Consider the following 21,950-nt stretch of genomic DNA (forward strand, 5'->3'; position numbering starts at 1 on the left):
GAAAATGGAACAGATTCCGACGTTGATTCAAGATTTGGCGTTGATCTTGCTGATTGCCGCTGTGGTTTCCCTTTTATTCAAGTGGTTGAAGCAGCCGGTAGTCTTAGGGTATATTGTGGCGGGTTTTATTGCGGGGCCTCATTTCATTTATACCCCGTCGGTACATGATTCGGGCAGTATCGATATTTGGGCACAAATCGGTGTCATAATCTTGTTGTTTACGTTGGGATTGGAGTTCAGTTTCAAGAAAATACTCAAAATGGGGGCGGCACCAGTCATTGCCGCCCTTACCATTATATTCTGCATGATGTTTCTGGGCACGTCCGTCGGGCATCTGTTCGGATGGAAAAGCATGGATTGTATCTATCTGGGCGGAATGTTGGCCATGTCCTCCACTACCATTATATACAAGGCTTTTCAGGACTTGGGTGTTTTGCAGAAGAAGTTTGCGGGAGTCGTGCTCAGCGTGCTGATACTGGAGGACATACTGGCCATTGTGTTGATGGTGATGTTGTCCACTTTGGCCGTGAGCCATAATATAGAAGGAGAGGAACTGATAGAAGGATTGCTCCGTTTGGGCTTTTTCCTGATACTTTGGTTTGTAGTCGGATTATACCTCATACCTATTATATTAAGGAAAAACCGGAAGTTCCTGAATAGCGAGACCTTGTTGATCGTGTCGTTGGCGCTTTGCTTCGTCATGGCCGTGGTGGCTGTGGAGTCGGGTTTTAGTGCGGCGTTCGGTGCCTTTGTGGTAGGTTCCATCTTAGCCGAGACGGTAGAAGCCGAGCGGATAGAAAAGCTGGTGGCTCCGGTGAAGGATTTGTTCGGTGCCATCTTCTTCGTGTCTGTGGGGATGTTGGTAGACCCGGAAGTATTGGTTGAGTATGCTTGGCCGATAGCGGCCTTGACCTTGACCATTATCGTGGGGCAGGCTTTTTTCGGGACGTTCGGTTTCGTATTGGCCGGGCAGCCGTTGAAAGAGGCGATGAAGTGCGGTTTCAGTATGTCGCAAATCGGGGAATTTGCTTTTATCATCGCTTCTTTGGGGATGTCGCTCGGCGTGACGAGCCATTACCTCTATCCTATTGTGGTAGCTGTTTCCGTAGTGACGACTTTCACTACGCCTTATATGCTGAAAGCCTCCGGTCCGGCTTATTGCTGGTTGTGCCGCGTGTTGCCCCACGGTTGGGTGGCGTGGTTGGAACGCTATACGCCGGGCACGGTGGTGCAGAGTCATTCCGGAAATTGGAAGAAATTGATTTCCGCCATGTTGAGGCAGATTGTGGTCTTCACGATTCTTTCCGTGACGGTCATTGCGCTGTCTTTCCGTTTTTTGTTACCCTTTACCCGAGAGATACTGCCCCATTGGTGGGCGAATGCGCTTTGCGGAGTCGTCACGCTGCTTTGCATCGCTCCTTTTTTGCGGGGTATCATGGCACGCGGCCGCCGTTCGTCTTTGTTTCAGGCCTTGTGGAAGGAAAGCCGTTACAACCGTTTGCCGTTGGTCTTTACGCTTATTGTAAGGGCGGTGGTGGTCTGTATGCTCATTTTTTATATCATTCGCTTTTTAGTGCCGTTTGCCGACCCCTTGTTGCTGTTGTTGGCCCTGTTGATTGTCGGGGGCATCTCCTTGTCCAGTCCGTTGCGTCGGAATTCCATCCGGATGGAGAAAGTCTTTATGGACAATCTGCATAGCCGGGACATGCTGGCGCGTCGCGATGGTAAAGTGCAGCCCGGTTATGCCGAACGGCTGCTGTCTAAGGATTTGCATCTGGCAGACTTTGAAGTTCCGGAAGAGTCTATTTGGGGAGGCCGTTTACTGGGTGATTTAAAATTAGGGCAACGTTATGAGGTCAACGTCGTTTCCATTATTCGCGGAACGCACTATATGAATATTCCCAACGGCAATGACCGTATTTATCCTCGCGACCATATTCAGGTGATAGGTACGGACGAACAGATAGAACGTTTTTCCGGTGCATTAGCGAATACGGTCATTGTAGAGGCGGAATATCAGGACCGTGAGATGCAGTTGAAACAGTTCCTGATTACCGAGGTGTCCGGATTCGTAGGGGTGAAAATAAAAAACAGTGGCATCCGCGACCGGTACCACTGTATGATTGTAGGTATTGAGACCCCCGACGGCATATTGGAGAAGCCGGAGGCCGAAAGGGTTTTCCGTGTCGGAGACATCATTTGGCTGGTAGGGGAGAAGGAAGCCCTGTCCCGGCTTTTTTCCGGTAAGCCTTAATCGTCTTCCCCGCCTTCTTCGTCCTCGACATCGAAGTCGAACAACAGGTCGTCCAAATATTCGGGTGTGGTGAACTCCTCCAAGCTCCGGCGGTCTTTCTTCGTAGGGCGTCCGGTTCCACGGGCGCGGCCGATGAAGCCGCTCAGGCGGCTCATCTCCAGAAGTTCGTATTGTTCCGGCGGAGTGACGTTTTCCAGTATTTCCGGAATCAGCTTGGCACCGACACGTTTTTCTATGGTCTGCTTGACCTTAAAAGAATAAGTGACAGGAGGTTTGCGCACTTCAATGACATCGCCGGGTTTGACGGTACGTGAAGGTTTCAGTTGCGCCCCCTTCATGGAAATCTGCCCTTTCTTGCAGGCTGCGGCGGCCATCGAACGTGTCTTGAAGATGCGGGCGGCCCACAGCCACTTGTCTATTCTCGCTTCATTCATACGTTCTTCTACTTCTTGTTGAATTGGTTCATGGTAATCTGGATACCGGCCAGACAGAAGCTTTTTATCATTTCGCAAGCCAGTCCCACCCGTTCGTCCATGGTTTTCAAGTCCTCTTCCGTGAATTGTCCCAGTACGAAGCCGATTTGTCCGCCCCGGGGGAAATCGTTACCGATGCCGAACCTCAGACGGGCGTAAGCCTGTGTACCTAAGACGGAGGCAATGTTTTTCAATCCGTTATGACCGGCATCACTTCCGCTTGGTTTCATACGCAGGGCACCGAACGGGAGAGCCAAATCGTCTACGACCACCAGGATACGTTCAAGAGGAACGTTCTCTTTGTTCATCCAGTACCTGACGGCGTTTCCGCTCAAGTTCATGTAGGTGGACGGTTTCAAAAGCACCAGTTGCTGCCCTTTCAGCGAGAGGGAAGCCACAGCGCCGTAGCGTTTGTCCTCAAAAACAAGATTGGACGCCTTAGCCAAGGCGTCCAATACTCTAAAACCTATATTGTGACGGGTTCCGGCATATTCGCTTCCGATATTGCCCAAACCGACAATTAAGTATTTCATTCGCAGTTTATGGATTAATTGTCAGCAGATGCGGCAGATCTTGCACCACGCGTCATCTTAACCTGGCAAACGACAACTTCTTTGCTGGTAACCAATTCCAAACCTTCGAAATGCAGTTCGCCGACTTTGATAGTCTTGCCCAGACCCAAGCTCGTCACGTCGATGTTCAGGCGTTCGGGGATATTGGTATAAACAGCTTTTACTTTCAATTTACGTACGGATGCAGCCAGACGACCACCGGCTTTCACACCTTCAGCCAAACCGTTCAGTTTGATGGGCACTTCCATCACGATGGGCTTCGTGTCGGTGATTTCATAAAAATCCACGTGCAGTACGTTATCTTTTACGGGGTGGAACTGAATTTCTTTCAGAATGGCTTTACACTCTTTGCCGTCGATGTTCAGGTTTACGGCATAGATGTCCGGAGAATAAATCAGATTGCGCAGTTCGTCGTTTGTTACGGTGAAGGGCAATGCGACCGGTGCACCGTTTTCGTCTTTTGCTTCTCCATACAAGTTACAGGGTACGGCGTTAGCTTTACGGATTTCACGCGCAGCCTTCTTGCCGAATGCAGCTCTTGCTGTACCTTTTACATTAATTTCTTTCATTGCATTAATTTTTTTGTGTTACTCTAAATTAAGTGATTTATGCTTAATCTCACCATCACACGATGTGTGCATCTTTCGATGATGCTGAAAAGCGGTGCAAAATTACGGCTTTTCGTCGGAATGGCCAAATGTTGCGGGCGTTTTTTCATATTTCTGCCACGCGGTACCGGTTTCCGTAATGTGTGTGTATTTTCTGTACTCCTGCGGCTACGAGGGCTTGAGCCAGCTTGGGCAGCGTTATGCCTGCCATCGCTCCGGGTTCCAGCCGCCGTAGCCGTGCGAATATTTCGGGCAGCGAAAGCAGCCGTACCTTCTCGTTCGGCTGAGCCGCACGATAGTAACGGCGTAATACCTCCCCAGCCGGGCAGATGCGGTAGAAAGCCGCGTTGTGCAACCGCAGGGCGTTCTCTTCCCCGTGGTTGAACCAGTACCGTTCCCCTCTTTCCAATTCCGCCTTCAGTTGGGCGTAGATTTGCGCATGGTCGATACCCGTGCTGTCGATGGGATGCTCCACGAGCACACAGATGAACCTACGGCTTCCCGAAGGGTCGGAAAGCAGTTCGCGCGAGTTGGACGTGCCGATGAAGGAGGCGATGCGCGGCAGGGCTTGGCTGTGCCTTTGGTACGCCTTGCGCAGGTTGAGAGCGGAGAGCTGCATGAGGTTCTTCAGGAGCGGGTGTTTCTTCTCGGGTATGCGGTCGAATTCGTCCAAGTTCAGCAGGCCCATCTCGGTGAGCTGCCGTTCCACCTTGTCGGGACGCGCGAGGTTCACGCTGTCGGTGTAGTAATCCTGTAACTCCGGTGGCAGCAGGGCGCGGCAGAAGGTGGACTTGCCGAGTCCTTGTTCGTCGCTGACGAGCAGGGGCGCGGTGCTATGTGCGTGCAGTCCGTCGGAGAGTCCGGCCCATTGCGCGGCCAGTCCGAGCATCCACCGGTGGAAGGTTTGTATCCACAGGGGACTGTCCGACACACGGGTGGCCAAGTCGTGCAGTCGGTCGCGCCCGTCCCATGTCGGGAGCCGTTGGAAATACTGTAGGAAGGGATGGTATTCCCGTACATCAGCGGAGTGCACCATGCGTGCCACATCGCGGTCCCAGCAGTCGATGCCGTGGCGGTGTGCTTCGAGGCAGATGGCATTCAGGTCGCGTTCCGTGACGGGCCGGAATGTCCCGTTTCCCTCATCAGACAGACAGCGGAATTCCGTGGCTTCTGTGAGCACATTGAAGCGGAACTCGTATCGTTCGGCGAGGAAGCCGCCGAGGGCGGATTCGAGGTTAGCGGCTTTCGGGAGCGTTTCCGCCTGCGGTGTAGCGACGTGGGTCGTACCCATCGTCTTTCTTTCCGTTCGTTTTTCGTTCCATCGCCTTACGGCATTATGTGCAATCCTTTTGAAATCCATAGTAGCTGTGTTTAGGGTCTGTTTTCTGCCTGCAAATATACGACATGAAAAAGCCCTTGTCAAGCCCTTCACCATAACCCTATTGATTACCAGTCGGTTTACATTTGTAAATCGGAATCTGTATGCAGTGTATCATTTCCCGGTGAAATCCCGGTGAAGGATGTAAAGGCAGAAAGTTCACCTTAAAACGTTGATATAGAAGAGGTATGAAGGAAGCGAACCTTTTCGGGTGAAAAACCGTTTGTGGGAGGTGGAGAAGCGGAGAATACTCTCCGGAAAACACCCACGTCTCCTTTTTATCTGGTGTTCGGCACGGTAAAGCTCGTAAAGCGGATGTCGGCATATCTGAAAATCGTTCTCAGTAGATTGAAAAATCGTTTGGCTTAGAACGGAAAATCGTTTGGCGCAGATTGTACGGGGCATATCGTAGAGTAAAATATTTATAGTATTTAAAAATATTCTAATAAGTATTATATCGAATAAGGTTTTAAGATATTGTTTATATAGCGTAAGATTATATATCTTTGCATACAAACTGATGATATTAAAGATAAGAGATAGATAACAATATGATAACCGGCGATATAAAACAAAAGGTGGATGCTGTGTGGCAGACATTCTGGAACAAAGGGTTTACCAACACTTCGGCGATATTTGAGCAGATAACCTATTTGCTCTTTATGAAGATGCTCGATGACAAACAGTTGGAAAAGGAAGCAATTGCCAATCTTATAGGCGATCTCCTGCTTAACCCTACGTTTCCAGATGGTATGTGGCACAATCCGACTACCGACCAAGATGTGCCATACAATGAAATGCGTTGGCACGTATTCAAGGAAATGGAGCCGACAAAGATGTTGAATCGGGTGCGCAACGATGTGTTTATCTTTTTGCGTTATGTGGGAAAAGAGGGGTCGGCTTATAGTAAAGCAATGGAAGATACTGTTTTTCAAATCACCGATGCCCGTTTTTTGTCACGTGTGATTGAGGGGATTGATGAAATTTCTTCCGATGGGGCGGACATGATGGGGGACGTGTATGAGTACATGCTCGGCATAATGGCGGCATCGGGCACTAACGGACAGTTCCGCACCCCTCGTCACATCATCCGTATGATGGTGGAACTGATGCGCCCAACTCTTGACGATACTATCTGCGACCCGGCTATGGGCTCTGCCGGTTTTATCATGGAAGCAGCCAAATACATTACAGAGCATCAAAGTGATGAATTGCTTAATATTGAAGAGAAGGAGCGTTTTCGCAAAGAGATATTTCATGGCTCGGACTCGGACGCCTCCATGCTCCGCATAGGCTGTATGAATATGATGCTTCACGATGTGGATGAGCCCAATCTGTACTATCGTAACTCGTTGTCGGACGAGAATGACGATACCAACCGCTATACCCTTTGTCTGGCCAATCCTCCGTTTGCAGGTAGTCTCGATACTGACGACATAGCGCATACGTTGAAAGCGGCTGTCAAGACCAAGAAAACCGAACTGCTGTTTCTTGCCTTGATGATGCGGATGCTTCAGTCGGGCGGTCGGTGTGCTTCCATCGTGCCGGACACGGTTCTCACAGGCGATTCAAAAGCCTATAAGACGATACGCTCTGCATTGGTGGACAACCATTGCATGCAAGCCGTCATCACGATGCCTTCGGGGGTGTTCCAGCCTTACAGCGGGGTTTCCACCGCCATCATCATTTTTACGAAAACAGGTGCAGGTGGAACAGACAAAGTCTGGTTTTACGATATGCGTGCCGATGGATTCTCGCTTACCACACAACGCACTCCACAGCCCGAACAAAACGATATTCCCGATGTCATCTCCCGTTTCCACAACCTCGAAGCGGAAACCGACCGCAGCCGCAAAGAGCAATCGTTCTTTGTTACTGCCGATGAGATTCGTGCCAACGGCTACGACCTCAGTTATAAACGTTATCACGAGGTGGAACGTGAAGCGGTTGAATACGAAGCTCCGGAAACGATTATCGCTCGAATGGAGAAAAGGCAGAAGACTATTGATGCAGCCTTTGCAGAGTTTAAGAAACTGGTAAATTCGTGAGGGTATGAAAGTGGATAAATCGAAATGGTTATCTTGTACGTTGGATAGTGTTTGCGATATTCAATTTGGAACACGTATTGTCAAAAAACAGACAGAAGCCGGGCAATATTATGTATATGGTGGAGGTGGCGCAACCTTTACCACAAAGAGTTATAATCGAGAAAACGCTATTACAGTATCTCGTTTTGCTCTTTCTAAGGAATGTACAAGATTTATTGAAGGTAAATTCTTTCTCAATGATAGTGGATTAACGCTTCATCCCAAAACTAATTTATTATTATTCCAATTTTTAAAATGGCATGTTTTTGCATTAAATGACAAAATATATTCATTAGCAAGAGGTGCCGCTCAAAAGAATTTAGATGTAAAGCGATTTTCAAAACTTCTTATTAAATTGCCTAAAAATAATGAGCAATGCACTATTGCCACAGAATTGGATACACTGCAAAAAATGATTGACGGCTACAAGGCGCAGATTGCCGACCTTGATGTCCTTGCGCAATCTATATTCGTTGATACCTTTGGTAATGTTGCGGTTAATGATAAATGTTGGGATATTATACAAATGGGGCAACTTGGCAACTTCAAAAATGGGCTAAACTATAGTAAGGGAGAGATAGGAAAGCCATTGAAAATAATAGGTGTTGGAGATTTCCAAAACATTAAATGTCTTTCTTCATTCGACAATATATCCTATATTAACATTGAAGACATTTCACAAGAATATTTGCTTCATAACGAAGATATTGTGTTTGTACGTTCAAATGGAAATAAAAATTTGGTGGGGAGATGTTTGGAAGTTTTTCCTAATAGCACAGAAGTAACATTCAGTGGGTTCTGCATTCGATTTAGGAAGTCTGTGGAGATTATAAATAAGTACCTGATAGCTACATTAACGGATATAGGATTTAAGAATACTCATATTTTGAAATCTAATGGTATTGGTATTCAGAATATAAACCAAAAACTATTAAGTAGTTTGCCTATACCCGTTCCTCCTATTGGTATGCAGAAAAAATATGCAGCCCAAGTCGAAGCCATCGAAAAACAGAAAGAGTTGATTCGCCAGCAATTAGCCGATGCAGAAACACTGATGAAAGAACGGATGCAATATTATTTCTCCTAAAACAAGACAATGGCATGAAAGAAATAGACAAGAAACTAATAGAGACCATCAGCCGATATGCAGCTTCGGGGATAGACCAACAGGTTGCAAATCTTGAAAAAGACAGAATTTTACAGTATCAAGTTATCATGAATGATACTGTAAATGATACGGCAAGTGATACTGTAAATTAATTAAGTTATGAGGAACTTTGACATTATAAAAGACATAGACGGATTAGAAACAATCCACCGTTATTGTGCCATAGCAGAGGATTTTCAAGCGACTAATCCGATGATTTCGGCACAGCAGGCACGGCTGGCGCTGGAAACAATGGTTAAGACCGTTTACCGCCTGAAGGGGTGGCAAATAGGAGAACGTGCTTCGTTGCTTTCGCTCACCACCGATGAACGCTTCACGGCATTTGTAAATAGCGAAGACCTGATGAAACGCATCCACTATGTACGCAAAATCGGAAACAATGCAGCACACGCCAATGACGGATTTGTGGGACGACGTGAATCTTTCTTTGCCGTGCTGAACCTTTATTACATTGTGGGTTCTATCATGTTGGCTTGGCAGGTGATTGATACATTGCCTGACTTTGACAAAGAGTTGGTTCCTCAGTCGGCAAAAACGAGTACGCTTACCGTTGTTCCTCAACCCGACCAAGCACAAGCCGCTACCACGCAATCTGCTGATGCCTTGGCGCAGGCGGTGGGAGAAAGTTCCGATGCACAGCCTGCAACAGTGGAAGCCCGGCCTGTTGTAAACGACCTCTCGGAAGCGGAAACCCGAAAATTGTATATCGACCTGTTACTTCACGAAGCAGGCTGGACAGTAACAGAACAGGTGGGAAAAATCGTTCCTCGTCAAGCCGGAATAGAGATAGAGGTGCAAGGTATGCCTAATGAGAGCGGTATGGGATATGCAGACTATGTACTGTTTGATGCGGACGGAACGCCACTGGCTGTAGTGGAGGCAAAGCGTACTAGCGTGGATGCTGTAGCAGGTCGTCACCAAGCGGAATTATATGCCGATTGCTTGGCTGCACGCTACGTTTGTCCTCGACCGGTAATCTATTACACCAATGGTTTTGAAACCAATATAATAGATGGAATCGGTTATCCGTCACGTAAAGTAATGGGATTCCATACCATTGATGAGTTGCGCCGTATGATTGCGCAGCGTGGTCGGGCGGATATTACTGATTTGCAGATTTCGGACAGGATAACCAACCGTAACTACCAAAAGCGGATGATTGAATCGGTTTGCAAGCATTACAACAGCAAGCACCGCCGTGCTTTGTTGGTAATGGCTACCGGTACGGGAAAGACGCGTGTCAGCATCTCGCTCGTAGACGTGTTGGTGCGGAACAACTGGGTGAAGAATGTGCTGTTCCTGGCCGACCGTATAGAGCTGGTCAATCAGGCAAAAAGGAATTACGCCAAGTTGTTGCCCAATATGACGGTCAGTTCCTTGCGTGACAGTGATGTGGATATATCGGCACGCATCCTGTTCTCCACCTATCAGACCATGATAGGACATTTGGACAAGGATGCCAAGACGTTTTCATTAGGCAGATTTGACCTCATCATCATTGACGAGGCTCATCGTAGTGTGTTTGGCAAGTATGGAGCTATTTTCGAGTATTTTGACGGGCTGCTCTTGGGACTGACGGCAACTCCACGCGATGAAGTGGACCGCTCCACATACGACCTCTTCGGGATGGAGCAGGGCGAGCCGACCGACAGCTACGAATATGACGAAGCGGTAGCCGATGGGTATCTGAAGCCGTTCCGTGCAATAAAAGATAACTCAAAGATTCTGACGGAAGGAATTGACCCCGATCAGCTTACCCCGGAAGAACGGGAGCAGTTGGATGAGATTTTCGAGTATGAGAAGATGAAGGCTGGCTTAGAACCGGACGACCCGTATAGCCGCACCATCAATGCAACGGAAATATTCAAATACATCTACAACCACAATACCGTCGACTATGTGCTGAACAGGTTGATGAACGATGGTATCCGTGTGAAAGACGGTACCCTGATAGGCAAAACCATCATATTCGCCTACAACCACAAACATGCTGTACTCATAGCCGAACGGTTTGCTGTCCTTTACCCTGACTTGGGGCCAGACTTCTGCCGGGTAATTGACGATAAAGAAAAGTATTCATCCGACCTGATTGACAAATTTGCAGACGTAGAAAGGCTACCTCAAATCGCCGTATCGGTCGATATGCTTGATACGGGCATTGATGTGCCTGAAATCGTGAACTTGGTTTTCTTCAAACCTATTCACTCTAAGATAAAATTTTGGCAGATGATAGGTAGAGGTACACGTTTGTGCGAAAACCTGTTTGGCGAAGGTAAAGATAAGGAAGAGTTTTTGATATTCGACTTCTATCGGAATTTTGAATATTTCGAGATGAATCCCGAAGGTGCCAAACCGGCAAAATCGCAGTCTATTGTAAGTCTGCTTTTTAATCTGCGCACAGATATTAAATTCGCCTTGCAGGATGGAACACATCAAAGTAAAGAAGAATCAAAGGCTTTTCACGATAACCTTGCCGACATCTTGCACCAGCAAATAGCTAATCTGAACAGAAACCGGATAGATGTGCGCCTTCAACTGAAAGCCGTAGAGACATACGCCACGCCGGAAGCTATGGTTTGCTTGACTCTTGGCGATGTGATGGCAATGAAAGGTAATATCTCACCCTTATTCAAAAATGCGATAACAGACATTTCTGCTTTAAAGTTTGATGCACTTGTACTTAAATCCCAACTTGCATTGGTAGATGAAACTGTCAATTCCACATCATCAGAGCGGAAAATAATGGACATAGCCGGTTGTCTCAAAGAGAAGAAAGCTTCCATTCCACAAGTGATGGCTAAGATGGATGTACTGAACGAGGTGTTGTCTGCTCGTTTCTGGGAATCGAAAAGTTTGGGTTCGCTCGAACGCATAAGGTTGGAACTTCGTGACCTTATCCAATACATGGATGGCGGCATGGGAGGACAGACATTTATCATCAATGTGACGGACACATTTGAAGAGGACAATTCTGGGGTCAATGTAACCCCTATCCGTACCTATCGCCGCAGGGTGGAAGACTATCTCAAAGAGCATTTATCGGACGATGACACATTGCAAAAGATATACCACCTTGAACCTCTTTCCGGACAAGACATCACCCGGTTAGAGCTGATTTTCTGGGAAGAACTGGGCTCCAAGGCTGAGTTTGAGGCACAAACAAGGACGAAACCCTATCAGCATAACGTAGCCGCCTTCATCCGTTCCATCATTGGCGTGGAGCAGGAAGTGGCATTGGAGAAATATCGTGCATTGATTCATGGCGCGGAACTGACTCGTATGCAAGAGGAGTATCTGCGCATGCTCATCCGCTATGTGTGCGAGAATGGCGATATTGCCACCGTGGTATTGCAACAACCACCTTTCAATAAGTTTCCTGTCATCTTCCGTGATAGTCGCGAATCACTTATAGATTATGTGAAACTTATCAGTCAGGTGATTGCGGTGTAAACAACTGAAAGGACAATTTCAAGCCCCGGTACTGCCGCTGATTCCTGTGTTGGCGGCAGTAATTATGAGAAGTGGGATAAGGTAAGAACATCCCACGGCTATCCATGTTTCGGTTGAATATTTAGGACAGGAGTGCCAATAAAGTGAATCCTGTGTAGAGATATTCCGAGATTGTGGATGTTGGAGAAGAAGGTGTTTCGGAGGAAGGAAAGATAAGCTTTGGTATTTTTTTTATATTAATCTGTTCGAAAACTGCTAAAAGATTAGGTTGGCTCGTCTTGTCATCCATGTGATATACTTGTTTCAACAGAGATAAAGCCACATCCTTATAGTGTCGTTTTTCTGAAATACGGGCATAGTTTATGAAGAACAAGATGACGCCTTCCAGTCCGTCCATTCCTTTTGGTGGTATATTATTTTCTTGATGAAGTGATGTGATTAAATAGTGTGCTATTTTATCAAGTTGTTTCAAGTAAGTATGATATGTTTGTAGATCAGTGATAACATAGCCATTGTTCTTTAATTCTTTTTTCGAACGTGGTAAATATCCATATATGGAGATAGAGGTGTTCAATCTGTGTTGTTTTACGTAATCATTTCCTTTTTTACATTTTGTGGCCGATAACTTTGTACTGGGCGGGTATGGATTGCTTTCAGGCAGTCTATTACCGCCATGTCTTTCTGATTAGAATCTATTAATATAGGCCAATGCCATTCCGTTCCCCATCCGCTTTCATTGGCATTGAACGTGTGTAACACTTTCCTTAATGCATTTTTGGAAAAGCATGGGAACATCATTTCTACGAAACTGGTATAATGGAGTACGGACAGTTTGTTTCGTAAAGTGTGGGGATAAGTGTAATATGAGTCGCTCAATCCTGGTTGTGCAATTTGTAGGTTGTATCCTCGCATTAACATGAACAAATTATTGATGTTTTGGCTGTCCATCAGGATGTCATCGTCCGGAATGAAAAAATATTCATATTTTTCAAGGTATTCAGGATGGCGGTTCATGTATTTATATACCAACTTGAGCTTATATCCTTTCATTGAACAAATATATTCCGTATCATTCTTGTATTTGTCATAAGAATCATCATATATGATAAGGTGGAGGTCGAAGTTTTTATACCCCTTTATCCAATTTTGATGCAGGCTGTCTTTCCCTATAGCCGCAATTACGCAGTCTCTCTCTTTCATACTTTATATATTAATATGAGGACAAATTTAATAAAAAATAAGTTGAATACACAAAAAAACCTGTTTAAGTCTATTGTATATGAAAAATAAAATGTATTTTTGCATTTATCTAAACCATAAAAAACCGATTTCAATATGAAAGACATATTAGTTGCGGGTGGTGCGGGTTTTGTAGGTTCTCATTTATGTGAGATTCTATTAAGACAAGGTCATAGAGTGACCTGTATAGATAACTTCTATACAGGACGCTATGAGAATATTTCACATCTTTACGCTTTCCCTTATTTCAAATTTATAAGGCATGACGTACTTCAGCCTTTATCGATTGTAGGGATAGATGAAATCTATAATTTAGCTTGTCCGGCTTCTCCATTGCATTACCAAAAGGATTCCATATATACGCTGAAAACATCGGTAATAGGGACGTTGAATTTATTGGAGTTGGCGCGGAAAAATCATAGCCGATTCTTGCAGGCTTCTACCAGTGAGGTTTACGGTGATCCTCAGGTACACCCTCAAACGGAAATTTATTGGGGTAACGTAAATCCGAATGGTGTCCGTTCCTGTTATGACGAAGGTAAACGTTGTGCAGAAAGCCTATGTATGGATTATTATCGTCAGCATGGATTGCCGGTGAAGATTATTCGCATATTTAATACTTATGGCCCCAATATGTCTTTTGATGATGGCCGGGTTGTTTCTAATTTTATCATCCAAGCCTTAAGGAGGCAAGATATAACTCTATATGGAGACGGAAGCCAAACCCGCAGTTTTCAATATATAGATGATTTAATAGATGGTATGCTCCGTATGATGTGCACGGTCGATTCGTTTACCGGTCCTGTGAATCTGGGAAATCCGGAGGAGTGTACCATAAAAGACCTTGCTGTTCAGGTAATAAAGTTGACTCAATCTGATGCGAGAATCGTTTGTCGCCCTCTTCCGATGGATGACCCGTGCAGAAGAAAACCGGATATAGGGTTGGCATGCCGAATGTTGGAATGGAAGCCTATGGTTTCTTTGAATGAAGGTTTGTTGAATACGATACATTATTTTAAAAACATTTTAAATACAAAGGAACATGAAGAAGTTGACATTAAAGGATTTGCAGTCATTGGCTCATGAGTTGCCGGTGGTTAGTGAGAAGGAACAGCGCGTTTACGTGGGTGGCGGCACAGGTAGCAATCTGAATCCGTTCAGTGAGGAAGAATACCGTTCGATGTTGGGTGACGGTACTTGGGAAGGCGGTTTTGTGATGACCGACGAATCAGGTTCGACAGGAATGTCGATGCAATATATACCTTCTTCCACTTCGGCAGAGGAAGATTTGTTGCCTGAATCAGCAGAAAATCACGATTTGTATTCGATGTTTGACAACCACCAGCTCATGACGATGGATTTGAATGATGGTGATAGCGAGAATTGTAGCACGATGCCTTCTGGTTATTGGGATGGTTCAGGCTTTTGGACGGGATCAGGTTATTTGGATGGTTCGGGCTATTGGGATGGTTCCGGTTATGTAACGGCTTCTGGTTATTGGGACGGTTCGGGTTGGACTGATAAGGTTTCCGGTGATTGGGCTTTTGAGCGTGATTTGTCAGAAGTTGATGTACGCCCGGAAAAAGGAGGTACTTCCGAGGTCGTGGTTCGTCCGGGATCCGGTGGTGGAAGTTTCGGTGGTGGTTTCCAAGACATAGGTGGTTTGTTTGATGGCGGAGGACATAATGGAAGTGGAAACACGGGCAGTGGCAATAATGTAGGAGGAGGTACATCCGGTGGAAGTGGGGCTTCTTTAGTTGGGGGTGGTTCTTCTTCCAATGGGATTATAACTGGAGGTCATGGGGTTGGACACGGAGGTGGAAATGACTCTAAGACGGATGAGGAACGGTTCAAGGATAATGTCGTAAAGGGGGAAGAATGGAAGAGCTTGACCCAAGCGCAAAAGGATATATTCAAAAAACTGGATATTCAAATAAACGAAGATTTGGATAATCCTCAATATGATTCAAAGAATAATGTCATGTATATTTATGATGCCAATATGAATGTCAATTCATTAAAACATGAAATGCTACATGCATATCAAGACCAAATTTTAGATGCGTTAGATGGTGCGACAAGCCATTCAAATGGTGAATTTCAAGCTTTCCTGATGGATAGTATAAGAGGAAATATTAATATGAATAAGATTACCAACGAGGGCCTTTCTGCTTTTTACGATTGGCATGGAAAATATGTTGAGTTAGGGGATACCACTATCACGGTGGATAAGAATGCCTTTAAGAGTGCCGAGTTTGACAAGATGTATGCAGGCTTTAGGGATCGTCACAAAGAACTGGCAGAGAAAGCAACGGACAAATCGCTCAAAGCGGCTTATGAAAAATATGCCCAAGCCCCGGATCCCAATTATAAGTGGGAGTGGGAGAAAGTGTTGGATTTTTCCGGTGTTCAAGTAAAATAAACTGTTTATGAGAAGGTTAAGTGCTTGCATGGTGTTGCTGTTTTACTTTTCATTAGGTTATGCCGGTGATTATGGTAAAATCGTAAAGTATGATGTCCTTTACAGCGGGGATAGCGTTTGTTGGAAGATAGGGCCTTTTAAAACTTACATGGCGGAGTTTTTGAAGGATGTCCCCCGGTATACGTATGAATGGGAGGTTCGGCAGTACCAGATGGATTATTATGGAGCGAGGATATTGGAGCCGGAGTTTTGGCCTTCGGGGATGCGATATAACCGATATGTAAGGGCAGATTATGACGTGTTGACCAACTTCTTTGTGCAGTTGTTGACTTATGAGGAACGAGAGGCCTTGTTGGCACACAAAGGGAAGTTGTGGTTTGATTGTGCCGTAGACTGCAATGGACGTGTGTGCCTGGTGCCTTATATTTACGTGTCTCCTTCTTTGTGGGAGTATTTCCCGGCAGAGCGCTTGTATGTACTGATCCGGCATATCAAGAACAACGCGCAGTTCACCCTGCCTCCTTCGTCCATGACTTTTGGCTGCATGTTTGTGACGGCGGGACTTTCTCTGTTGAGGCCTAATTACCTTTCGGGTGTGTTATATGAAAAAGTTTACGAATATGATTAGAGTGTTTTTGTTGTGCCTGTGCCTTTCAGTCTTTAAGGCTTACGGCCAAGATGTGCGGATATTAAAAAGTGTCCCCTTGCCGGAAGGGGATACGGTCGTATGGGGTCGTGACAGTTTGTGGGGAAACTACGTCTATTTCCAAAAAGAGTATGAAAGGTATGTGGAGTTTTTCCATTACCGTGATACGGCCAAGACGGATGACGAGTCCGTATGGCTGATGTACCAAAGCCTTCGTAAGCCTGGGTTAAGAGAGGTTCAGAAAAAGTTGGGTGACCTTTTGATAGGTTGCATGGCGACAATGGCTGCACCGGATACGATAGAAATCCAGAATGTGTCTTTTATGCTTGATAAAGAGGGCAGGATTGCTGTAGTAGGCCGGATGTACGTGTCAGATAATCCTAAAATGTTAAAAATGCCTGTCGAAGTATTCTCGGCCATTTCCCGCCGCATGAAAACGGAGATAAAGTATCCCTCCTTGCCGGGCAAGGATTATTATCCGTGGGGAATAAGTATAGAACTTATAGACGTGAATATCGGTCATTATACATTTCCATGGATTTCGGATATTTCGGCGACTGTTTATTAGGCGATATTGATGATGTCCATGAAAGTAGTGTGTATTTTGTTGGCGGTGTGCTGGATGGTGTGTATCCATCCGGCCTCCGGCCAAATATTGGGAGAAGGTTATGAAATCCTTTCCAATGGGGACACTGTCTGTTGGAAAAATGGAAGATGTGATACATTGTTCTTTTTAAATGATATTCCCCGATATAAGTTGGAAAAAGTGAGGCAGAATGAAAAGGATTACAATGAAGGCGCGGTTTCCATATACTGGGGGTACACAACACTGTTTGATGCTTACGTGAAAAAGTATCATGCCACCTTGACAAATTTTTGTTACCAAATGCTGACGTATGAGGAACGCATGGCATTGGTAAACAGTGGCGGTGAGTTTTTCTTTCATTGTGCGGTAGATTCCAATGGACGTGTGGTATTGATACCTTTTTTTGCGATGCCACATGAAGTGAGGAGGGTATTCACGGCAGAACGTTTGTATGACTTTTCTCGTCATATAAAAAATATCTGTCAATATCCGCTGCCTCCGGCCTCCATGACGATGGGTTGCATGTTTTTGTTCGTTGATTTGACATCTTATTTTTCTGAGGAAGGAGTATTTTATGAAAGGTCTTGTGGTTATTATTAAGTCGTTTATGTTTGTGGCGTGTTTCCTTCCCCTTCCCCTTTCCCTTTATGGCCAGGCTGAGCGGGAATTCAAGCGCGAGGTTTTGTCTAATGGAGATACGGCGGTTTGGACGCATGCGAAATGGAGGGGGAAGATTCCTATGTTTCGTGTCTATTTCCAAAAAGAGCATGAAAGTTATGTCTGCCAGTATAAATACAAAGATACGGTTCGGGCTCGTGATTTGGATGTTGATTTGTGGCGTACTTATCATAGTCTTTCCAATCCGTATATATGGAAATCCCACAAAGAACTGGGGGATTTTCTGGTAGAGAATATTGGTGCCTTGGGAAAAGAATTCCGGTTACCGCTTTTCGTTGTGTTCATGCTGGATGGCGATGGTAGGATTGTGTCCGTGGATCATTTTTCTTTTTTAGACTCCCTGAGTGAAAAGATTCCGGCCGAGTACCTGTCTGATGTGTCGTGTCGCATGAAAAAGGAAATCAAATATCCACGGATGTATGGAAAAAGGTATTATCCATGGGGGATAAAAATCTTGAAGGAAGACATGGGGCGTGGCCACTATGAGTTTCAATATATTCCATTTAATTTCTTGCACTGATGATGAAAAAAATCTATATAATATTATTGATATTTGTTCTATATTCAGTAGATTATGTTCGTAGTATAAATGTAACTGATGAAAATCAACATTGTAATACTGAATCAGTAGAGCAACGGATTTTATCTTTTTATAGTTTATATATGCGAGAAATGGAGGACTTGATGGCTTTGGAAAAAGAATATTTAACTAAGAATATGAGGGATAAATGTATACGTGTGTCTTCAGTTAATGATATAAATGTTTTTCTTCGTGCTCAGGATTATACGGATTATGCATTGCAAACATTATCGTGTAGGCATTTGGAAGGATTATGGTATGAAATCTCTTACAGATTTTATGAGCATTCGGAGATTGTAAGAATTCCGCTTCGGTTAGACAATCTTTCGAGGGAACCTCGTATTACCTATGTGGTTCCTTTATGGGGAGGACAAGAGTATGGAGATTCTCTTTTTCAAGTAACTCCAGTAAGGATCGAAGATGATGAACCAGACTCTTTTCTTCGGACTTTTTATCAGGTGTATACAAACTTATATGTGATTATGCCGGATACTTTAGATATAGGATTGTCTCATTTACGTGAAATGTATTGTACTTCTGATTTTAAAATGCAATATGATTCTTTGAAACAATATTATAAGGAATATGATGGGATATTGACGTATGACGCCTTGGTAGATAACTCGGACTTTGATGCTTTTTGGAAATCATCATTGGGGGGTGAAAGAAAAGATTCGTTGCAATACCAAGTTTCATATAGAATAGATAAGTCTTGGGAGAAATCATTTTTGGTATACCTGAAAAAAGAAGGAGGAGGTTATAAAATAGATAGGATTGTGGATGACTTCTAATAATTTTGTTAAAAGGAAAGAGCGAATGTTTATAGGTTTTTAAAAGAACATGTCACCATGAAACACGCTGTGCTTATTTTGGCTCATAAGAATTATCCTTTGTTGTGTAGACTTATACGATATTTTGCAAAGGATTGCGAAGTGTTCGTCCACGTGGATAAGAAAAGTAAGTTCACAAAGGATGAGATAGGGCAATTGTATGAATATGATTCGGTGAAAGCAGTAGTTCAGAAGTATGATGTGCACTGGGGAGGATTCAGCATGCTGAAGGTGGAACTGTACCTGCTTCGGTTGGCGATGAAGCAATCTGATGCTGCATATTTTCATTTGATCAGTGGTCAGGATTATCCTGTGAAGCCTTTGCCTTTATTTCTTGCTTTTTTTGAAAAGAATAAAGGAAAGATTTATCTGGATTATAAACATATTCCTTTTGTGGGGCGCGATTATAACGGGTTTTATCGTTTCCAGTATTACATGCCTTATGATTATATAGACGGTAGGTCACCTAAAGGAAAGCGAATCATTTATAAATTTTACGTATGGCATAAGAGGTTGCATATTAAAAGACGGATCCCAGACCAGTTTTATCATTTATATGGTGGTTCACAGTGGTTCTCTATTACCCGTGAGGCAGCCGACGTGTTAGTGGGTTATACCCGTAAACATCCGGCTTTTTACCGTCGGATGAGATTTACTTTTGCTCCGGAAGAGAGCTATGTGACGACTGTTTTGGTGAACAAAATGCCTGGGAACCTAATTGTCAACAATAATCTGAGATATGTGAGATGGATGTGCGAGAACGGTAATAATCCGTCTAATCTGGGGAAGGAACATTTTGAAGGAGTGGTGAAAAGTACTGCCTTTTTTGCCCGTAAAATGGAGTCTCCTTATTATGAACCGCTGACAATGTGGATTGATCGGTATTTATTGTCAGACCATGGCATACGTTTCTTGGAAAATGGGGTATGGGTATACCGTTCGCTTAATATGTTTCGTTATGATGCTTCTTTGGCAAAAACAATGGTTTTATTTTGTCGGTTGGCAGGGGTGGTGAATGTTGTGGATGCCGGATGTGGGTGTGGAATGTACGTGGCTGCATTGCGGAAAAATGACATCCCTGTGGTTGGATTTGACGGAAACCCTTATACTCAAGAACTTGTAACTTCTCTTTATCCTATGGGATTACCTTGTACTGTTGCTGATTTGACAGATGAATTGGAAACAGATGGTACTCCGTTTGATTTGGCTGTATGCTTGGATGTACTGCCATATATAAATCGGGAACATGAAAATCAGGTTTTGGCAAATTTGGTTGGATTGACGAAAAGGTATATTTTACTATCCTGGCCTGCTGTCGGGGCAGGAACTTTAGGGTATGTGAGTCTGCGTCCGGCAGAATATGTTGTAAGAAGGTTGGAAGAATTCGGTTACAAAAAAAGTGACGGATGGACTGATTATTTCTGCTCTTCGGCTTCTTTGCCGGATTATAAGACCTCTTTGTTTTTATTTGAGAAAACAGGAACCGACCTTAAATAACATTCTGTAAAAAGAACCTTAATGAAAAGCTTCTGGATTATATTACTTTTATACTTCCCTTGCCCTTTGTTGAGGGCAGATCGCCCCATTACATTGGAAATGGCGATAAATGAATTGGCACTGAAAAGTACCTCTGTACAGGTAGAATTACTACGTTTGAAAAATGAATTACTTACTTTTGATAACTATAAGAAAGAATTTCTCCCGGCTTTGCAGTTGACGACCCGGTTGGTTGAATTTAATCATTCTTTGAAGCTTCTGCAAAATGCGTTGGATGGAAACTATCTTAATGTAGAAGATTATTCTACGAGTAGCAGTGTAGGGATGACTATACAACAAAAAATATTTCATACAGGAGGAACTTTTGCATTAAACAGTAGCGTGAGTGTTTTGCGAGAACATTCCGACAATCGTAATAATTTCACAACAACTCCTTTTTATGTCAGTTACAGCCAATCGTTTTGGGGTGGGCGTAAGCAAAACATCATGGAACGAAGCCTTTATCGTTTAAGGTATGATTTGGCATTGAAAAATTATTGTACGTCGGTTTCTTCAATACAGCAGAAAGTCTTAGTCTTATATTTGGAGGCATTTCTGAGTAAATTAGAGCAAGAACAGCTTCGTGAGGACATTCAAATCAATGATACTTTGTTGCAGATAGCCGAACTGAAACTAAAAGAAGGTTATATTACGGAATATGATTACAACCAAATTGAATTACAAGGCTTGCACATTAATTATGCTTATGAGAATGCGTTACGAATATTTCGCGAGAATTTGCGGAAATTATCTGCCGAGTTGGGAATTGACGAACAGATAAGCATTCAGTATCCGGATAAAGATATATTGCCTGGCTTTTTAAATGAAGACGTGGTCATTCGGTACATCGAAAGAAATAATCCTCAGAGATTGGCTTGGGATATGCAACGTAAACAGGCTGAGTATGATTTGTTCCAAGCTCAGGCAGAAACGAGGTTTAACGGGACTATTTCTGTGAATTATGGGTTGAACCAGTATGCTGAGGATTTCTTTACAGCCTATAGGCATCCAAATTCTCAACAGAATATAAGTGTAGGGTTGTCAATTCCTGTATTTCAGTGGGGGATTAATAGGAATAAGCGAAAGATAGCCCGCAATGAATATGAGGCTACCTTATTAGAAATAGAAAAGTCGGAACTGGATTTTTTAAGTAATCAGAAAGAACAGATCAATAATTATAATTATGCTGTGCATACTTACGATTTGATGGAAAGGGGATATGAACTGGCTTGCAGGCAGTATCAGTTGGCGGTACAGAAATTTGCATTAGGCAAGATTTCCGTATACGAATTGACTTCAACGAGGCAAGAACAATATACGGCTATGCAAGACTATTATACAGCTATGGAGAGTCTGTATGTAAATTACTATAATTTACGTCATTTGTCGCTTTATGACTTTGTACGTAAACAATCTTTAGAGGAGTTGTTGGTGCCATGAAAG

Annotated in this window: 20 protein-coding genes; 14 read left to right on the forward strand and 6 right to left on the reverse strand. The window is 44.1% G+C overall.

The annotated features are described in order from the left end of the window. Positions 1-4 precede the first annotated feature (4 nt). Positions 5-2,254: a cation:proton antiporter gene (locus HMPREF9441_RS09765; RefSeq protein WP_008620672.1), complete on the forward strand. Its 2,250-nt coding sequence runs from the start codon at positions 5-7 to the stop codon at positions 2,252-2,254. Here HMPREF9441_RS09765 and HMPREF9441_RS09770 read toward each other — a convergent pair. The 4 genes from HMPREF9441_RS09770 to HMPREF9441_RS09785 all read right to left on the reverse strand — a co-directional run bounded on the left by HMPREF9441_RS09770 (position 2,251) and on the right by HMPREF9441_RS09785 (position 5,267). Beyond that, positions 2,251-2,688 (reverse strand): RNA-binding S4 domain-containing protein, encoded by a 438-nt coding sequence (locus tag HMPREF9441_RS09770; RefSeq protein WP_008620674.1) that lies wholly within the window; start codon positions 2,686-2,688, stop codon positions 2,251-2,253. The genes HMPREF9441_RS09765 and HMPREF9441_RS09770 overlap by 4 nt on opposite strands. A gap of 8 nt (positions 2,689-2,696) precedes the next feature. Continuing rightward, positions 2,697-3,260 (reverse strand): aminoacyl-tRNA hydrolase, encoded by a 564-nt coding sequence (gene pth / locus HMPREF9441_RS09775; protein ID WP_008620675.1) that lies wholly within the window; start codon positions 3,258-3,260, stop codon positions 2,697-2,699. Between the two features lie 14 nt (positions 3,261-3,274). Next, positions 3,275-3,868, reverse strand: a complete 594-nt coding sequence (locus tag HMPREF9441_RS09780; protein WP_008620676.1) for a 50S ribosomal protein L25/general stress protein Ctc — start codon at positions 3,866-3,868, stop codon at positions 3,275-3,277. A gap of 145 nt (positions 3,869-4,013) precedes the next feature. Beyond that, the gene (locus HMPREF9441_RS09785) at positions 4,014-5,267 is read right to left on the reverse strand and encodes a VapE domain-containing protein (protein ID WP_244949725.1); all 1,254 of its coding nucleotides are present in this window, start codon (positions 5,265-5,267) and stop codon (positions 4,014-4,016) included. 569 nt (positions 5,268-5,836) lie between these two features. Here HMPREF9441_RS09785 and HMPREF9441_RS09790 point away from each other — a divergent pair. From HMPREF9441_RS09790 to HMPREF9441_RS09800, 4 genes are read left to right on the forward strand one after another with little or no spacing between them, the layout of a single operon-like run. Beyond that, entirely contained in the window at positions 5,837-7,333 is a 1,497-nt protein-coding gene (locus HMPREF9441_RS09790; RefSeq protein WP_008620680.1) for a class I SAM-dependent DNA methyltransferase, read from the forward strand. Positions 7,334-7,337: 4 nt separating this feature from the next. Continuing rightward, positions 7,338-8,459, forward strand: coding sequence for a restriction endonuclease subunit S (locus HMPREF9441_RS09795; protein ID WP_008620681.1), 1,122 nt, complete (start codon positions 7,338-7,340; stop codon positions 8,457-8,459). A gap of 14 nt (positions 8,460-8,473) precedes the next feature. Next, positions 8,474-8,632 carry a hypothetical protein gene (locus tag HMPREF9441_RS18635; RefSeq protein ID WP_008620682.1) on the forward strand — a complete coding sequence of 53 codons (159 nt, stop codon included), beginning with the start codon at positions 8,474-8,476 and terminating at the stop codon, positions 8,630-8,632. A gap of 7 nt (positions 8,633-8,639) precedes the next feature. Further along, positions 8,640-11,990, forward strand: coding sequence for a type I restriction endonuclease subunit R (locus HMPREF9441_RS09800; RefSeq protein ID WP_008620683.1), 3,351 nt, complete (start codon positions 8,640-8,642; stop codon positions 11,988-11,990). A gap of 121 nt (positions 11,991-12,111) precedes the next feature. Here the strand turns inward: HMPREF9441_RS09800 and HMPREF9441_RS19310 are convergent, their stop codons facing one another. Both HMPREF9441_RS19310 and HMPREF9441_RS09810 read right to left on the reverse strand, forming a co-directional pair. Next, positions 12,112-12,564, reverse strand: coding sequence for a hypothetical protein (locus tag HMPREF9441_RS19310; RefSeq protein ID WP_009388870.1), 453 nt, complete (start codon positions 12,562-12,564; stop codon positions 12,112-12,114). 11 nt (positions 12,565-12,575) lie between these two features. Beyond that, the gene (locus HMPREF9441_RS09810) at positions 12,576-13,190 is read right to left on the reverse strand and encodes a DUF707 domain-containing protein (protein WP_008620685.1); all 615 of its coding nucleotides are present in this window, start codon (positions 13,188-13,190) and stop codon (positions 12,576-12,578) included. A gap of 135 nt (positions 13,191-13,325) precedes the next feature. Between HMPREF9441_RS09810 and HMPREF9441_RS09815 the strand changes: the two genes are divergently transcribed. The 9 genes from HMPREF9441_RS09815 to HMPREF9441_RS09855 are packed head-to-tail and all read left to right on the forward strand — an operon-like array spanning position 13,326 to position 21,947. Beyond that, positions 13,326-14,315 carry a UDP-glucuronic acid decarboxylase family protein gene (locus tag HMPREF9441_RS09815; protein WP_008620686.1) on the forward strand — a complete coding sequence of 330 codons (990 nt, stop codon included), beginning with the start codon at positions 13,326-13,328 and terminating at the stop codon, positions 14,313-14,315. Then, positions 14,272-15,651, forward strand: coding sequence for a hypothetical protein (locus HMPREF9441_RS09820; RefSeq protein WP_008620687.1), 1,380 nt, complete (start codon positions 14,272-14,274; stop codon positions 15,649-15,651). Before HMPREF9441_RS09815 ends, HMPREF9441_RS09820 begins: the two co-directional genes overlap by 44 nt. Before the next feature lie 7 nt (positions 15,652-15,658). Continuing rightward, a complete protein-coding gene (locus HMPREF9441_RS09825) occupies positions 15,659-16,279 on the forward strand; it encodes a hypothetical protein (RefSeq protein WP_244949726.1) in 621 nt (206 codons plus the stop codon). Beyond that, a complete protein-coding gene (locus HMPREF9441_RS09830) occupies positions 16,272-16,865 on the forward strand; it encodes a hypothetical protein (protein ID WP_244949727.1) in 594 nt (197 codons plus the stop codon). The genes HMPREF9441_RS09825 and HMPREF9441_RS09830 overlap by 8 nt, the downstream gene beginning before the upstream one ends. Positions 16,866-16,883: 18 nt before the next feature. Then, positions 16,884-17,483, forward strand: coding sequence for a hypothetical protein (locus HMPREF9441_RS09835; RefSeq protein WP_244949728.1), 600 nt, complete (start codon positions 16,884-16,886; stop codon positions 17,481-17,483). Continuing rightward, a complete protein-coding gene (locus tag HMPREF9441_RS09840; RefSeq protein ID WP_008620691.1) occupies positions 17,458-18,081 on the forward strand; it encodes a hypothetical protein in 624 nt (207 codons plus the stop codon). The genes HMPREF9441_RS09835 and HMPREF9441_RS09840 overlap by 26 nt, the downstream gene beginning before the upstream one ends. After that, entirely contained in the window at positions 18,081-18,932 is an 852-nt protein-coding gene (locus HMPREF9441_RS09845; RefSeq protein WP_008620693.1) for a YqhG/Tai3 family protein, read from the forward strand. The genes HMPREF9441_RS09840 and HMPREF9441_RS09845 overlap by 1 nt, the downstream gene beginning before the upstream one ends. A gap of 57 nt (positions 18,933-18,989) precedes the next feature. After that, positions 18,990-20,468: a beta-1,6-N-acetylglucosaminyltransferase gene (locus tag HMPREF9441_RS09850; protein WP_008620694.1), complete on the forward strand. Its 1,479-nt coding sequence runs from the start codon at positions 18,990-18,992 to the stop codon at positions 20,466-20,468. Between the two features lie 21 nt (positions 20,469-20,489). Continuing rightward, positions 20,490-21,947: a TolC family protein gene (locus tag HMPREF9441_RS09855; RefSeq protein WP_008620695.1), complete on the forward strand. Its 1,458-nt coding sequence runs from the start codon at positions 20,490-20,492 to the stop codon at positions 21,945-21,947. Positions 21,948-21,950 lie beyond the last annotated feature (3 nt).

It is taken from the genome of Paraprevotella clara YIT 11840, from assembly GCF_000233955.1.
GTDB lineage: Bacteria > Bacteroidota > Bacteroidia > Bacteroidales > Bacteroidaceae > Paraprevotella > Paraprevotella clara.

Coding starts and splice junctions, on each gene's coding strand:
- HMPREF9441_RS09810 (WP_008620685.1), bottom strand. CDS start 13,190: ATGAAAGAGAGAGACTGCGTAATTGCGGCTATAGGGAAAGACAGCCTG.
- HMPREF9441_RS18635 (WP_008620682.1), top strand. CDS start 8,474: ATGAAAGAAATAGACAAGAAACTAATAGAGACCATCAGCCGATATGCA.
- HMPREF9441_RS09770 (WP_008620674.1), bottom strand. CDS start 2,688: ATGAATGAAGCGAGAATAGACAAGTGGCTGTGGGCCGCCCGCATCTTC.
- HMPREF9441_RS09840 (WP_008620691.1), top strand. CDS start 17,458: ATGAAAGGTCTTGTGGTTATTATTAAGTCGTTTATGTTTGTGGCGTGT.
- HMPREF9441_RS09800 (WP_008620683.1), top strand. CDS start 8,640: ATGAGGAACTTTGACATTATAAAAGACATAGACGGATTAGAAACAATC.
- HMPREF9441_RS09855 (WP_008620695.1), top strand. CDS start 20,490: ATGAAAAGCTTCTGGATTATATTACTTTTATACTTCCCTTGCCCTTTG.
- HMPREF9441_RS09820 (WP_008620687.1), top strand. CDS start 14,272: ATGAAGAAGTTGACATTAAAGGATTTGCAGTCATTGGCTCATGAGTTG.
- HMPREF9441_RS09815 (WP_008620686.1), top strand. CDS start 13,326: ATGAAAGACATATTAGTTGCGGGTGGTGCGGGTTTTGTAGGTTCTCAT.
- HMPREF9441_RS09845 (WP_008620693.1), top strand. CDS start 18,081: ATGATGAAAAAAATCTATATAATATTATTGATATTTGTTCTATATTCA.
- pth (WP_008620675.1), bottom strand. CDS start 3,260: ATGAAATACTTAATTGTCGGTTTGGGCAATATCGGAAGCGAATATGCC.
- HMPREF9441_RS09830 (WP_244949727.1), top strand. CDS start 16,272: ATGATTAGAGTGTTTTTGTTGTGCCTGTGCCTTTCAGTCTTTAAGGCT.
- HMPREF9441_RS09780 (WP_008620676.1), bottom strand. CDS start 3,868: ATGAAAGAAATTAATGTAAAAGGTACAGCAAGAGCTGCATTCGGCAAG.
- HMPREF9441_RS09825 (WP_244949726.1), top strand. CDS start 15,659: ATGAGAAGGTTAAGTGCTTGCATGGTGTTGCTGTTTTACTTTTCATTA.
- HMPREF9441_RS09795 (WP_008620681.1), top strand. CDS start 7,338: ATGAAAGTGGATAAATCGAAATGGTTATCTTGTACGTTGGATAGTGTT.
- HMPREF9441_RS09765 (WP_008620672.1), top strand. CDS start 5: ATGGAACAGATTCCGACGTTGATTCAAGATTTGGCGTTGATCTTGCTG.
- HMPREF9441_RS09835 (WP_244949728.1), top strand. CDS start 16,884: ATGAAAGTAGTGTGTATTTTGTTGGCGGTGTGCTGGATGGTGTGTATC.
- HMPREF9441_RS09790 (WP_008620680.1), top strand. CDS start 5,837: ATGATAACCGGCGATATAAAACAAAAGGTGGATGCTGTGTGGCAGACA.
- HMPREF9441_RS09850 (WP_008620694.1), top strand. CDS start 18,990: ATGAAACACGCTGTGCTTATTTTGGCTCATAAGAATTATCCTTTGTTG.
- HMPREF9441_RS09785 (WP_244949725.1), bottom strand. CDS start 5,267: ATGGATTTCAAAAGGATTGCACATAATGCCGTAAGGCGATGGAACGAA.